A 13642-nucleotide genomic window follows, 5' to 3' on the forward strand; every position below is an offset into this window, starting at 1 on the left:
TTCTCGCATCGGCCTTTGATGGTGATGCGCCACCGAGTGCGATTCGTGGCAATCTCCCAAGTGTCTATGATGGCATAAGCCGCGCAGCACTTGCTTATGGCATGACCGAAACCATGCGCGAGCAGCTCGTCAAAATGCTTGCAACAGACGTCGACCTTCAGGCCCGACTTTCGCAGAGTGATAATATTGATGCCTTCTTCTCGCTTCCAGAGGATCCAGAGAAGATTGAGGGTGATTCGCAACTCCTTTTCGTTTCAGCGACCTTCAGCGGTACGACACGTAAATTCTATCGCTATCAAGCGCCGGACGGGGCCGTCGACTATTTCAATGAAGACGGCAAAAGCGCAAAGCAGTTTTTATTGCGTAATCCCGTTCCAAACGGTGTGTTCCGTTCTCCTTTTGGTATGCGCCGGCATCCAATTCTTGGCTACAGCCGAATGCATACAGGTGTCGACTGGGCGGCCCCACGCGGTACGCCGATCATCTCATCGGGTAACGGTGTGGTGGAAAAGGCTGGATGGACCAATGGCTACGGTAATCAGACCTTGATTCGTCATGCCAATGGCTATGTCAGTAGCTACAGTCATCAGAACGCGATTGCGCGTGGCGTAACTGCGGGTTCGCGCGTACGTCAGGGCCAAGTTATAGGTTATGTCGGATCAACCGGGCTATCAACCGGTCCTCATCTTCACTACGAGCTGATTGTCAACGGCACCAAAGTTGATCCGCTTCGTATCCGCCTACCAGACAATAAAGCGCTCAAGGGCAAAGAGCTTGAAGCTTTCAAGCAAGAACGGGACCGTATCGATACGCTTCTGGATACAGACGATGCGGGTAATGGCACTAAGCTTGCCTCCAGCGGATCGACAAAGAGCTAATAATTCTTCCTTCGCATATTGGTTTATCTCAGACCCCACAAAACACGAAAGCGCGGCGCATCTTTCAAAATGCACCGCGCTTTGTCTTTATTAGGAAGCTTTCGCCGTGTTTATTCCGTGAACTCGACGGTCACGCCTGCTTTTACAAGTTTGGCCAGTTCTTCAGCATCCCAATTGGTCAACCGCACGCAGCCATGGCTTGATGTTTTACCAATCCGCGAAGGCTCAGGCGTTCCATGAATACCGTATGTCGGCTTGGAAAGCGCAATCCAGACAGTACCAACAGGACCGTTGGGGCCAGGAGGGATGGTCAAAACCTTGTCATTGCTGCCTTGCTTGAAGTTGATCTTCGGATTGTAGGTGTAGTTTGGATTGATGGCGATACGCTGCACCTGCACAATGCCCGACGGTGATGGCGTATCCGATGAACCGATTGTCGAAGGATAGGCCACAACGAGTTTGCCGGTTTCATCATAGCCGCGCACTTGCTTACGGCCTTTGTCGGCGATGATTCGGGCAACCTTCGTGCGAACCGGCTTTCCCAGATTAGGAACTTTGACGACAGAGCCCGGCTGATTGAAGTTGACGCCCGGGTTGATCTCTTTGAGATAAGCCTCGTCTATATGAAACTTCTCACCGAGCATTTCCGTGACCGACGTATAGGCCATGGCCGGAAGTTGCGCCTTGTGGGCATAGTCGTCAGGAATGGACGCAACATACTGACGCCCTACATCTTCGTTGGTGATCGTGTATTCGGTGAAGGCTGCGCCGCCGGTCGCTTCCAGCTCAGCATTGATCGCAGCGTCATCCTTCGGATTGAGAATCTTGCCAGTCATCTCACCAAAAGCTGCAGCAGCCTTATCGACATTGCTGCCCGAACGACCATCAATGACGCCCGGCGATGCACCAGCCCGATCAAGCAGAATCTGATAGGCCGCGATCTTTTCCTTGGCTCCCTGCCCTTTCGGCATTTCTATAGCTGGAGTCATGTCATCAGGATTGGGTACAGCATGCGGTTGCATCGACGGCTGCTCATATCCCGGATCACGATTAATGCTGGCTGTTGGCGACTCAGTGTCAGGATATTCGGTGCCGGCTGGCGGCAACTCCGAGCGCTGCACCTGTCCGTCGCGGTTATAATCATAAGCTGGTGCGGAAGGCGCATCTGGATAATAGTTCGGATCCTCTGGCACATTACCAAAGCCATCATAGGGTGCACCGCCACCAACTGGGCCTTCAGACCAGTTCCCGCCCTGCTGACCACCACGCGCATAACGGTCGGATTCGCGCGGATCTTCAATATTGATGACACGTCCGCGGCGGTCGAGCGTTACCTGACGCCCATATTCATCGGTGTAAACCCGCACTCCCCGACCACCGCCTTGATCGGGACTGCGCTCGCGACCCCAGTCGAAAAGCTGAGCCATCTGCACGGGCTGCGAAACATTGCTCGTCGCATCGCGCTCTTCCGCATGAGCTGCCGCCCCCGCTGCAAGAATGATTGCAGAACCGAACAATCCGAAGCAAAGCATGCGTAAGAGATGCGACATGTAGGAAACCCTGAATGATCTTAGGCCGTATGGATGCAGTTATATGGTTAACAATTGTTTATTCAATAACAGCAAATGCCAGATGAACTGGACATGAAGATGGCCATAAATACCGTTCGCGCCTACAGAAAAAAGAAAAAGCGCCACAATCGAATGAGTGCGGCGCTTTTCAAAATCACACGTCGGGCTTTACGCGTCTGCGTTTTCCTTCACAGGCTCACCTTCAACTGCGACGCGAATCGAGCGGAAGTTGAGGCGATCTGAGCCGGGCAGTATCTTGACGATGGAACCGTCAAGAATATCGCCAAGCAGAATACGCTCGGCCAATGGGTCCTGAACTTCCTTCTGGATGACGCGCTTCAACGGACGCGCGCCATAAGCTGGATCATACCCCTTGTTTGCCAGCCATTCGCGGGCATCGTCTTCAAGCTCCAACGTGATCTTGCGATCATGCAGAAGAGCCTGCAACCGCTTCATCTGGATGTCGACAATCGAACCCATATCGTCGCGACGAAGCCTGTGGAACAGGATGATTTCATCGACGCGGTTTAGGAATTCCGGACGGAACGCAGCCCGTACGACACCCATCACCTCATCACGAACGCTTTCGACATCTTCCTTCTCGCCAAGATTGACAAGATATTCAGCGCCAAGGTTGGAAGTCATGATGATGACCGTATTGCGGAAATCAACCGTACGGCCCTGACCATCAGTCAGACGACCATCATCGAGTACCTGAAGCAGCACGTTGAAAACATCTGGATGCGCCTTTTCGATCTCGTCGAACAGGATCACCTGATAAGGTCTGCGACGCACGGCTTCCGTCAGAACACCACCTTCTTCGTAACCAACATAGCCGGGAGGTGCACCGATCAGACGGCTCACGGAATGCTTCTCCATGAATTCCGACATATCGATACGCACCATTGCCGTGTCGTCCTGGAAAAGGAACGAAGCCAGTGCCTTGGTCAGCTCAGTCTTGCCTACGCCGGTTGGTCCGAGGAAAATGAACGAGCCGATTGGCCGGTTCGGATCCTGAAGACCGGCACGTGCACGGCGGACAGCTCTTGAAACCGCCTGAACGGCTTCACCCTGACCGACAACCCGTTTGCCGATTTCATCTTCCATACGCAGAAGCTTCTCACGCTCACCTTCCAGCATCCGTTCGACCGGAATGCCAGTCCAGCGAGCAACGATCTGCCCGACATGTTCAGGCGTCACGGTTTCCTCCAGCAACGAGCCTTTGTTCTCACTGCTTTCAGCATCGACCAGCTGCTTTTCGAGCTGCGGGATCGTGCCATAGGCAAGTTCACCTGCCTTCTGGAACTCGCCGCTGCGCTGCGCGATGGCCAAAGCATTGCGAGCTTCTTCGAGCTGACGCTTCAAATCCGCCGCAAGTCCGAGCTTTTGCTTTTCAGCTTGCCACTTCGCCGTCAGTTCAGCCGACTCTTCTTCGAGATCGGACAGCTCTTTCTCAAGACGCTGCAAACGATCTAAGGAGGCCGCATCGGTTTCAACCTTCAGCGCTTCACGCTCTATTTTGAGCTGCATTGCACGGCGGTCGATTTCGTCGAGTTCTTCAGGCTTGGAATCCACCTGCATCCGCAAACGTGATGCGGCTTCATCGACGAGATCGATCGCCTTATCCGGCAGGAAGCGATCCGTGATGTAGCGGTTTGAAAGCGTAGCGGCTGCCACAAGTGCCGAGTCAGAGACGCGAACTTTATGGTGCTGCTCGTACTTTTCCTTCAGCCCACGCAGGATCGAGATAGTATCTTCAACCGTCGGCTCATCGACAAACACCGGCTGGAAGCGACGAGCAAGGGCAGCGTCCTTCTCAACATATTTGCGATATTCCTCAAGCGTGGTCGCGCCAACGCAGTGCAATTCGCCACGAGCAAGTGCTGGCTTGAGAAGGTTCGATGCATCCATCGCACCGTCTGATTTACCAGCGCCGACAAGCGTGTGCATTTCATCAATGAACAGAATGATCTGACCCGCAGCCGTCTGCACTTCCGAAAGCACTGCCTTCAGACGTTCTTCAAACTCGCCACGATATTTTGCACCAGCGATCAGCGACCCCATGTCGAGCGCCATCAACTGCTTGTCTTTAAGCGATTCAGGCACGTCGCCATTGACAATACGAAGTGCCAGACCTTCTGCAATCGCGGTTTTGCCCACGCCTGGCTCACCAATCAGAACGGGATTGTTCTTGGTACGGCGTGACAGCACTTGAATCGTGCGACGAATTTCTTCGTCACGACCGATAACCGGATCGAGCTTACCCGCACGCGCATCTTCCGTCAGATCGCGCGCATATTTCTTGAGCGCATCGTAGTTACTTTCAGCGGAAGCCGAATCGGCGGTACGACCCTTACGCATATCGTTGATGACCTTGTTGAGCGCCGTCGGCGTTACACCAGCAGCGGCCATAATTTCGGATGTTTTAGCAGATTTCTCAATCGCAAGTGCCGTGAGTAGTCGTTCGACCGTGACAAAGCTGTCGCCTGCCTTGCTCGCAAGCTCTTCGGCCAAGGTGAAAACCTTTGCCAATGGCTGCGCAAGATAAAGCTGATCATTGCCACCGCTTACTTTCGGAAGTTTCTCTAGCGCATTTTGTAATCCAAGACGCACATCAGCGATGCGGCCGCCCGCACGTTCAATCAAAGATGCAGCCAAGCCTTCTTCGTCATCGACGAGTACTTTCAAAAGATGCTCAGGCGTGAACTGCTGGTTGCCCGATGAAAGAGCAAAGGTCTGAGCCGACTGAATAAAACCCCGAACCCGTTCAGTGTATTTTTCAATATTCATGATGTCTCCTTTTCCTTCCGACCCATTCTGGCATCGAAAGATATTGGGTGACGGAGCCCCCGAATTCGGCAGGCTCCCTATCCGTAAAGTCATATGGGAAGATAGGACGTTTTCGGCAAGACCGTAATCACTACAAACGCACAAATAAAAGATGGCGCGGAGAACCGCGCCATCTTTAAATATCAATCAGTTGTAGTTTTGAAAATTAAGCGTCGGAATCCGCAGTTTCTGCGACCGACGTATCGCCAGCACCTTCATCCTTGGCAACACGGCGCGGACGACCCGGACGACGTGTGCGACGGACTGGAGCTTCTTCTTCAGCCGAAGCTTCGACCGGCGCTTCAGCCGCAGGAGCGGCCTTTTCCACGACAGGGGCAGCTTCCTCTACAACCTTGGCAGGCTTTTCAGCGCGAGGCGGCTTTTCAACAACCGGTGCCGATACGGGCGCTGATACTGCGGCTGGTTGTTCGTCAGCTGCAGCAACCTGTACGTCTACTGAAGGCTGTTCCGAACTATCGTCCGCATTGAAACGTTCGCGCTGTGGGCGACGACCGCGACCAAGACGACGCTGATCGCGTCCATCACGTGACTGCGAGCGACTTTCCGAACGGTTCTCGCTGCCTTGTTCGCCATAGACGACTTCAGCGGGCGTGCCTTCAATAACAGGCTGCGGACCCGAACCGTTCACTGGCTGCGGTGCGGAAGCGGCTTGAACAAAGCCGTTTTCATTTTCATCTTCATCACCACCGTCATTGTCGAAGTTTTCTTCGCGCTGATACGGAATGTTCTGCTGCGCCATGGCAGCCATGATGATGCGATTGTAATGTTCTGCGTGCTGAAGATAATTTTCAGCGATGACACGATCACCGGACGCCTGCGCGTCACGAGCCAGTGTCGTATATTTTTCTGCAATATGTTGAGCATTGCCGCGGATTTTTACGTCCGGACCATTGCTTTCATAATTACGCGACAGAGGATTGGGGCCCTTGCGGTTATTGTTGTTATTATTATTGTTATTCCCCCGTCCGCGCATGCGCCTGTTCTGCTGTGCTGGCCTCATAGTCATCTCTTTTCAGATTAAAGGGCGTAAAATTCCTGTAGCGTAAAGCCACCGGCTTCGCATTATCGAGCCATGGAGGAAGCACACCCTAAAACTTCCCACACATCGAATGGTTCTGAGTTCCGCGTCGTCTATCAAAGACAACACGAACCTTTCGGGTTGGCACTTTGCAAGACCCGATCCGAAAAGACGAACTTCTCGGAACTATTTTTGAAAGTCGTGCACTTCCGTACAAACCATCCCATGAGAAAAATCCACATGGGAGCATGACCTAAAGTCGTCATGGAGCATTTCCGCCACCGCCCTCAAGCGGGCAAAACCATTCTGGCTGTATACGGTGGCTGGAAACTAAACGGCTTCGCCGTAAATTCCAAGCGCTTTTTTAGCAACATCGAGCGTTTTTTACAGCGTATCCCGAAAACTGTGAAATGGTTTTTGGACATGATGCACACTGAAAACATCGTTGGAGTGTCAATCTGTTTCAATCAGACCAAACACAACTCCGACACTCGTTCTATTAAAAGCCCGTTGCATCTTTCTGCGTGAAAACCATGGCCCTTCTATGGCCACCGAAATCGCTCGCACTGTTGATCAAATGGAAATCAGCGCTTTTAAAAACCGCGCTCACATCGTCAAACTGGCCTGCGCCAATTTCGACGGCAACTATTCCATCCTTATATAGGTACTCTGCTGCATGCTTTGCAAGAGCACGATAAAAATCCAGTCCATCCATTCCCCCATCGAGGGCCGCCATCGGATCATGCTCACGGACTTCTCGTGACAGATCCGCGATGTCTTTATGCGGAATATAGGGGGGATTTGAAACAATAAGATGAAACCGACCGCGCACATTGGAAAACCAATCGCTTTTCAGCGCCGCAAATCTATCGCTAACACCATTCATGGCCGCATTGATCCGTGCCATGGCCAGTGCACCTTCCGCGACGTCCAGTCCAATACCGTGCAGCTTTTCAAACTGATGCAGCAGTGAAATCACGATGGCACCCGTACCCGTGCCCATATCGAGCATCGTTGCCCGACCGTGCTGTGCGATTAGCTTTTCGATATAAGGTGAAATCAGCTCAACGAGTGCTTCGGTATCGGGTCGCGGTTCTAGTGTTTCGGGCGAAAGCCGGAATGGCAAACCATAAAACTCGCGCATTCCGATAATGCGATGCACAGGCTCGCCCGCTATCCGACGCTCCAATGCGTCATTCAATTGCGCAACCTGCGCTTCATCAATGAGCTTTTCCGGCGCGGAAATCAGATCAAGCCGCGTTGCGCCAGTGATCCACTCGACAAGAAGCTGCGCGTCGAGATCGGGGGTATCGAGGTGTGCCGCACGAAGTCGTGCGCGGCTTGATGCCGTCAAGCTATCAAGACGTTCGCCACTCACGTGTTTTCGCCCAGTTCCATCAGAAGTGCTGTCTGATGATCGGAGATCAATGCATCGACCAGTTCGTCGAGTTCACCCATCATCACTCGGTCGAGTTTGTAGAGGGTCAGATTAATACGGTGATCGGTAACGCGCCCCTGCGGAAAGTTATAGGTGCGGATGCGCTCTGAACGATCCCCCGAGCCAACCTGGCTGCGACGCGATTCCGAACGTTCACTATCGGCCTTTTGCCGCTCCATATCATAAAGACGCGCACGCAAAATCTGCATTGCCCGGGCGCGGTTCTGGTGCTGCGATTTTTCGGCCTGCACCACCATGATGCCGGTAGGAATATGGGTGATACGCACAGCCGAGTCAGTCGTGTTGACGTGCTGTCCGCCGGCACCAGACGCACGCATCGTATCGATGCGGATATCCTCATTGCGGATTTCAATGTCGATATCTTCGGCTTCCGGCAACACCGCAACGGTTGCAGCGGATGTATGAATACGTCCACCTGCTTCAGTTTCCGGGACGCGCTGCACACGATGCACACCTGATTCGAATTTGAGCTTGGAGAAAACACCCTTGCCCGAAACCGTGGCAATGATTTCCTTATAACCGCCTGCGTCACCTTCGCTGGATGATACCAGCTCAACGCGCCAGCCTTTTTCAGCTGCAAAACGCTCATACATGCGGAAAAGATCACCTGCGAAAAGCGCTGCTTCCAGCCCACCCGTACCGGCGCGGATTTCAAGGATCGCGTTCTTCTCGTCTGCCGCGTCTTTCGGCAGAAGAAGAATCTGCACTTCCTGCTCCAGCCCCTCGATCCGTTCAAGCACACCTGGCAGTTCTTCCACAGCCAGCGCCCGCATCTCAGCATCGGTCGATGCGTCATCGCGCATGGAAGCGAGGTCCCGCGCTTCACTACGCGCATCGGTCAGTTCACGGATTTTGCCCACGACGTCCTGAAGCTCGGAATATTCCGACGCAAGCTTTACATAGGTTTCCGAATCCGGATTGTTCGCCATCTGGCTTTCAATCATCGAGAACCGCTTGAGAAGCTGGTCCATCCGGTCCTGTGGCAATGCGATCATTGGTATGTCCTGGTATCTATAGCTGTTACGCGAATAAGCAGTATTGAGCGCCGCGCGCAATGCGCGGCACCCAAACATTCCATGCAATTTGCTACGCTATAACGGAATATCGTTGTCTTCGGCAAACTGAAGCAGCAATTCACGCATCGAATGTGCGCCATTGGGCTTGTCCAGCTTCTCGTTCAACAATGCATTGAGCTTGCTTACATCAAGCGCACCAAGCATCGCCTTCACTGGTCCGATATTGGCCGCCGACATGGAAATCGAACGGAAGCCAAGGCCGAGTAGCGCCATCGCAGTCAGCGGACGGCCCGCCATTTCACCGCACAATGTGACCGGCTTTCCGTGACGATTTCCAGCATCGACAATATGTCGAAGTGTGCGCAGGAAGGCTGGCGAAAGCTGATCGAAGCGACCGGAAATCAGCGAATTTCCGCGATCGACCGCCATCAGGAACTGGAATAGATCATTGGAACCGACCGAGACAAAGTCCACAATCGACATCAACTCATCGAGCTGCCACAGCAGTGCTGGCACTTCAACCATGGCCCCGAGCTTCAGATTGAGCGGCAGCGTATGGGCAAAGCGGGAAAGATGACGGACTTCGCGATCAATGATCTCGCGCGCGGCCTTCACTTCGCTAACCTCGGTTACCATCGGTAGCATGATTTTAAGTTCACGCCCGCCCGCAGCTTTCAGCAACGCGCGCAACTGTGTCCGCAGCAAGCCGGGACGATCCAATGTCAAACGGATTGCACGCCAGCCGAGAGCCGGATTTTCTTCCTGCGCTGTGGCACGGAAATAGGGGAGCACCTTGTCGCCGCCAATATCGAGCGTCCGGAAGGTGACAGGCTTATTGCCTGCCGCCTCGATTACCGAGCGATAAAGCCGTTCTTGCTGTTCCGCGCGTGGGAAGGTCGATGCCACCATGAACTGAAGTTCGGTACGGAACAGGCCGATACCTGCAGCGCCTGATGCCGAAAGTTGCGGCAGATCCACCAGCAGACCAGCATTCATCAGCAACGAGATATCGACCCCGTCTTTCGTCAGAGCGGGCTTGTCACGCGATTCGCGATAAAGCGCCTGACGACGGGCCCGGAAACGAACCTTTTCTGCATAGGCAGCTTCAACATCGGCCTGCGGACGCAGATGCACGATGCCTTCATCGCCATCGACAATCGCCGCATCATTGTTTTCAGCCATGGAAACAGCGCCTTTGGCCTGTCCCACAACCGGAATCCCCATGGCGCGCGCAACGATCACAACATGGCTCGTCGCGGCACCGTCTTCGAGCACCACGCCGCGTAAGCGCTCACGCGGGTAATCAAGGAGCTCTGCTGCACCCATTGAACGGGCGACAATGATCGAATCCTTGGCGAGCGATTCGGCCATTGTCTTGGCATCGCGCCCCATAAGCTGACGCAGCAAACGATTGGCCAGATCATCGAAATCAGACAAGCGCTCACGCATATACGGATCGGTCAGATGCACCATGCGCGCACGTGTGTCGCTCTGAACTTTTTCGACAGCGGCTTCAGCGGTCAAACCATTGTGCACAGCTTCTTCGAGACGACGCACCCAGCCACGATCATGCGCAAACATGCGATAGGCTTCGAGCACTTCACGATGCTCGCCTTCCACAGCCACATCGCGGCGTGAAAGCATGTCATCAATCGAAATGCGCAGAGACCCCAGCGCTTCTTCCAGTCGGATCAGCTCAGCTTGGCTGTCTTCATTGAAAAGGTTGGTTACGACGATACGCGGCTCGTGCAGCACGACATGACCAAGGCCGATGCCATCGTTGAGCGCATTGCCAGTCACACTCATAGGACGACCAAGATCCAGTTCAATACCTGGACGCGCGAAACGCAGACCATCTCCCGTCGCAATGATTTCGGCCAGAACCATGGCTGTCGTTTCAAGTGCTTCTACCTCGTCCTCACGATAAGCGCGCTTGGTCTGATTCTGGACAACAAGAACGCCCAAAGTGCGGCCAGCGCGTAGCACAGGCACACCGAGGAATGAATTATAGGCTTCTTCGCCCGTTTCCGGCAGATAAGCAAAAGCCGGATGGCTCTGTGCGTCTGTCAGGTTCAAAGGACGAGCACTGGCTGCAATGGTGCCGACAAGACCCTGCCCCAAACGCAACTGCGCCAGGTGAACGGATTGTGGATTAAGACCTTCGGTGGCGTAGAGCTCAAGCACGCCATCGGCGCGAAGAATGTAAAAGGAGCAGACTTCCGCAACCATATTTTGCGCGATTTCACGGACAATCCGGTCAAGACGCTCCTGCGGCTCCAGCGGCTCCGCCATCAATTCGCGCAGCCGCTTCAACAGCACGCGGGGACCGGTTGTCAGATCACGCATGATCGTCGGGGGCTCCTCATTCTGGTACAGGCTCAGCTTGTCGCAAAGCCAGTTCCCATTACCCGCCTGCGAAGCGTTACGCCAAATCCTTTGTGAGCATTTTTGACACGCGCGTCTAGTCTCTTCGTCAGAAAATCTGACAACTTCTATAATAAGACAATGCCGCTCCCAAACGCGGTGAGCGGCATTGTTTCAAAACGGGTCTTTACATGCGACTTTAGATCTCGGCATCACAGCCGGCTAAGGATCGACTATTTATCAAGTCCATAGACGCCATGTAGTGTGCGTACAGCGAGTTCAGCGTAAGGGCCGTCTATCAGGATAGAAATCTTAATTTCCGACGTGGTGATAGCACGGATATTGATGCCCTTTTCAGCCAGCGCCTTGAAGGCTGTTGCTGCAACACCCGCATGGCTGCGCATGCCGATACCGATCACCGAAATCTTGGCAAGTCCGGTTTCCGACTGGATATGATCGGAGCCGATTTCTGCCTTCACTTTATCGAGAACACGCAGTGCCTTATCGATATCGCCGGTCGGGATCGTGAACGTCATGTCGGTCTTCGAACCGTCTTCCGACACGTTCTGTACGATCATATCGACATTAATGTGCTCTTCGGCCAGAGGTCCGAAAATCGCAGCCGAGATGCCTGGCCGGTCGGCCACGCGTCGGAGCGAAATCTGAGCCTCATCCTTCGCATAGGCGATACCTGTTACGACCTGCTGTTCCACGATTTCTTCCTCGTCGCAAATGAGCGTTCCGGGCGGGTTGATCGGATCATCCATGCCCGGTGCATTGGGGTCCGTAAAACTTGAGCGCACGAAGGTGCGAACTTTGTGTACCATGGCAAGCTCGACCGAGCGCACCTGCAGAACCTTGGCACCAAGCGAAGCCATTTCCAGCATTTCTTCAAATGTAATGCGGGAAAGGCGCTTTGCCTTGGGTTCGATGCGCGGGTCGGTCGTATAGACTCCATCAACATCCGTATAAATATCGCAACGGTCAGCCTTCACACCAGCTGCAATCGCCACAGCCGACGTATCCGAACCACCACGGCCCAGCGTCGCTATACGATTGTCAGGGCCGATACCTTGGAAACCGGCAACGACCGCAACCTGACCCATTTCCATGCGACGGATAATTTCCGAACCGTCGATTTCCTGAATACGAGCAGCGCCATGCGCATTGTCGGTCTTGATAGGAATCTGCCACCCCTGCCAAGAACGAGCGTCAATCCCGATCGCCTGAAGCGCAATTGCCAGAAGGCCGCTTGTTACCTGTTCGCCAGAAGCAACGATCGCATCATACTCGCGTGCGTCGTAAAAAGGTGAGGTGCCGCCGGCGACCTTGGGCATGCTCTGCACCCAGTTGACCAGTTCGTTGGTCTTACCCGACATGGCGGAGACAACGACGGCAACCTGATTGCCGGCATCGACTTCACGTTTGACGTGGCGCGCCACATTAGAGATGCGTTCCAGATCGGCCACAGAAGTGCCGCCGAATTTCATCACGATGCGCGCCATTTAAGGATACGTCCCGTCTTTTGAAAAATTACACTAACGCCTGCCGAAACCTTATTTTCTTGCGACAGACAAACCCGGGGTCACATAGCTAAAATGTCGCGCTTCCGCAAGAGTATGATTCCCGTGAAACAATAATCAGCACTTCGGATTCGGGAATTTGATTTGATCCTTGACTTTAACACGCTACCTTGAGAGCAGGACTGCATGCTGCGTCCGCTGGAGAATGACATGACCGAGACTGCCCGTACCACAATCGATGCTTCCGAAATCGAGCATTTTTCGCGCATTGCTGCGCAGTGGTGGGACCCGCAGGGTAAGTTCCGTCCGCTTCACAAGTTCAATCCAACGCGGCTCACCTATATCAAGGAAAAGGTCTGCGAGAAGTTCAAACTCGATCCGAACAGCCCTCGCCCGTTTGAAGGTCTGCGCTTTCTCGATATCGGCTGCGGTGGTGGTCTACTGTGTGAACCGATGTCACGGCTTGGGGCAACAGTGGTTGGCGCGGACGCATCCGAAACCAATATCGAAGTTGCAAAAATCCACGCCGCCCAAAGCGGTGTCGAGGTCGATTATCGCGCTACCACTGCCGAAGCCTTGGCTGAGGCTGGTGAGAAGTTCGACGTTGTTCTCAACATGGAAGTGGTTGAACACGTTTCAGACGTTGATCTGTTCATGTCTGCCACGAGCGAAATGGTGAAGCCGGGTGGACTTATGTTCGTTGCCACCATCAATCGCACGCTCAAAGCCTATGGCCTTGCAATCATCGGTGCTGAATATGTACTGCGTTGGCTACCTCGCGGCACGCATCAATATGAAAAGCTGGTGCGCCCGGAAGAGTTGGAAGCTGCCTTTTCCAAGGCTGGCCTCAGCCTCATCGACAAGCTCGGCGTCACTTATAATCCACTTGCCGATAGCTGGAGCCGTTCACGCGACACCGACGTGAACTACATGGTTCTCGCCGAACGGCCCGTATAAACATTC

9 protein-coding genes (1 of these 9 cut by a window edge) are annotated in these 13642 nt (G+C 53.8%); 2 read left to right on the forward strand and 7 right to left on the reverse strand.

Features of this window, described 5'->3' with window-relative positions:
• On the forward strand, positions 1-878 hold the 3' end of the coding sequence (locus CES85_RS20415) for a M23 family metallopeptidase (protein WP_095447533.1). 1084 nt of this gene lie to the left of the window's left edge; 878 of the gene's 1962 nt are visible here — the last part of the coding sequence; its start codon lies off the left edge, out of view; its stop codon occupies positions 876-878.
• A gap of 110 nt (positions 879-988) precedes the next feature.
• Here the strand turns inward: CES85_RS20415 and CES85_RS20420 are convergent, their stop codons facing one another.
• From CES85_RS20420 to CES85_RS20460, 7 genes are all read right to left on the reverse strand, one after another.
• Positions 989-2428, reverse strand: coding sequence for a L,D-transpeptidase (locus CES85_RS20420; protein WP_095447534.1), 1440 nt, complete (start codon positions 2426-2428; stop codon positions 989-991).
• A 189-nt stretch (positions 2429-2617) separates the two neighbouring features.
• The gene (gene clpB, locus CES85_RS20425) at positions 2618-5239 is read right to left on the reverse strand and encodes an ATP-dependent chaperone ClpB (protein ID WP_095447535.1); all 2622 of its coding nucleotides are present in this window, start codon (positions 5237-5239) and stop codon (positions 2618-2620) included.
• 205 nt (positions 5240-5444) lie between these two features.
• The gene (locus CES85_RS20430; RefSeq protein ID WP_095447536.1) at positions 5445-6299 is read right to left on the reverse strand and encodes a DUF4167 domain-containing protein; all 855 of its coding nucleotides are present in this window, start codon (positions 6297-6299) and stop codon (positions 5445-5447) included.
• Positions 6300-6816: 517 nt separating this feature from the next.
• On the reverse strand, positions 6817-7695 hold the full coding sequence (prmC, locus tag CES85_RS20445) for a peptide chain release factor N(5)-glutamine methyltransferase (RefSeq protein WP_095447538.1): 879 nt from the start codon (positions 7693-7695) through the stop codon (positions 6817-6819).
• A complete protein-coding gene (gene prfA / locus CES85_RS20450; protein WP_095447995.1) occupies positions 7692-8771 on the reverse strand; it encodes a peptide chain release factor 1 in 1080 nt (359 codons plus the stop codon). The genes prmC and prfA overlap by 4 nt, the downstream gene beginning before the upstream one ends.
• A gap of 96 nt (positions 8772-8867) precedes the next feature.
• A complete protein-coding gene (ptsP, locus tag CES85_RS20455; RefSeq protein WP_095447539.1) occupies positions 8868-11138 on the reverse strand; it encodes a phosphoenolpyruvate--protein phosphotransferase in 2271 nt (756 codons plus the stop codon).
• A gap of 251 nt (positions 11139-11389) precedes the next feature.
• The gene (locus CES85_RS20460) at positions 11390-12661 is read right to left on the reverse strand and encodes an aspartate kinase (RefSeq protein ID WP_095447540.1); all 1272 of its coding nucleotides are present in this window, start codon (positions 12659-12661) and stop codon (positions 11390-11392) included.
• A 228-nt stretch (positions 12662-12889) separates the two neighbouring features.
• Between CES85_RS20460 and ubiG the strand changes: the two genes are divergently transcribed.
• On the forward strand, positions 12890-13636 hold the full coding sequence (gene ubiG, locus CES85_RS20465; RefSeq protein ID WP_095447996.1) for a bifunctional 2-polyprenyl-6-hydroxyphenol methylase/3-demethylubiquinol 3-O-methyltransferase UbiG: 747 nt from the start codon (positions 12890-12892) through the stop codon (positions 13634-13636).
• Positions 13637-13642: the final 6 nt, after the last annotated feature.

It is taken from the genome of Ochrobactrum quorumnocens (genome assembly GCF_002278035.1).
In the GTDB taxonomy this organism is placed as follows: domain Bacteria; phylum Pseudomonadota; class Alphaproteobacteria; order Rhizobiales; family Rhizobiaceae; genus Brucella; species Brucella quorumnocens.

Coding starts and splice junctions, on each gene's coding strand:
- CES85_RS20420 (WP_095447534.1), bottom strand. CDS start 2,428: ATGTCGCATCTCTTACGCATGCTTTGCTTCGGATTGTTCGGTTCTGCA.
- clpB (WP_095447535.1), bottom strand. CDS start 5,239: ATGAATATTGAAAAATACACTGAACGGGTTCGGGGTTTTATTCAGTCG.
- CES85_RS20430 (WP_095447536.1), bottom strand. CDS start 6,299: ATGAGGCCAGCACAGCAGAACAGGCGCATGCGCGGACGGGGGAATAAC.
- prfA (WP_095447995.1), bottom strand. CDS start 8,771: ATGATCGCATTGCCACAGGACCGGATGGACCAGCTTCTCAAGCGGTTC.
- ptsP (WP_095447539.1), bottom strand. CDS start 11,138: ATGCGTGATCTGACAACCGGTCCCCGCGTGCTGTTGAAGCGGCTGCGC.
- CES85_RS20460 (WP_095447540.1), bottom strand. CDS start 12,661: ATGGCGCGCATCGTGATGAAATTCGGCGGCACTTCTGTGGCCGATCTG.
- ubiG (WP_095447996.1), top strand. CDS start 12,890: ATGACCGAGACTGCCCGTACCACAATCGATGCTTCCGAAATCGAGCAT.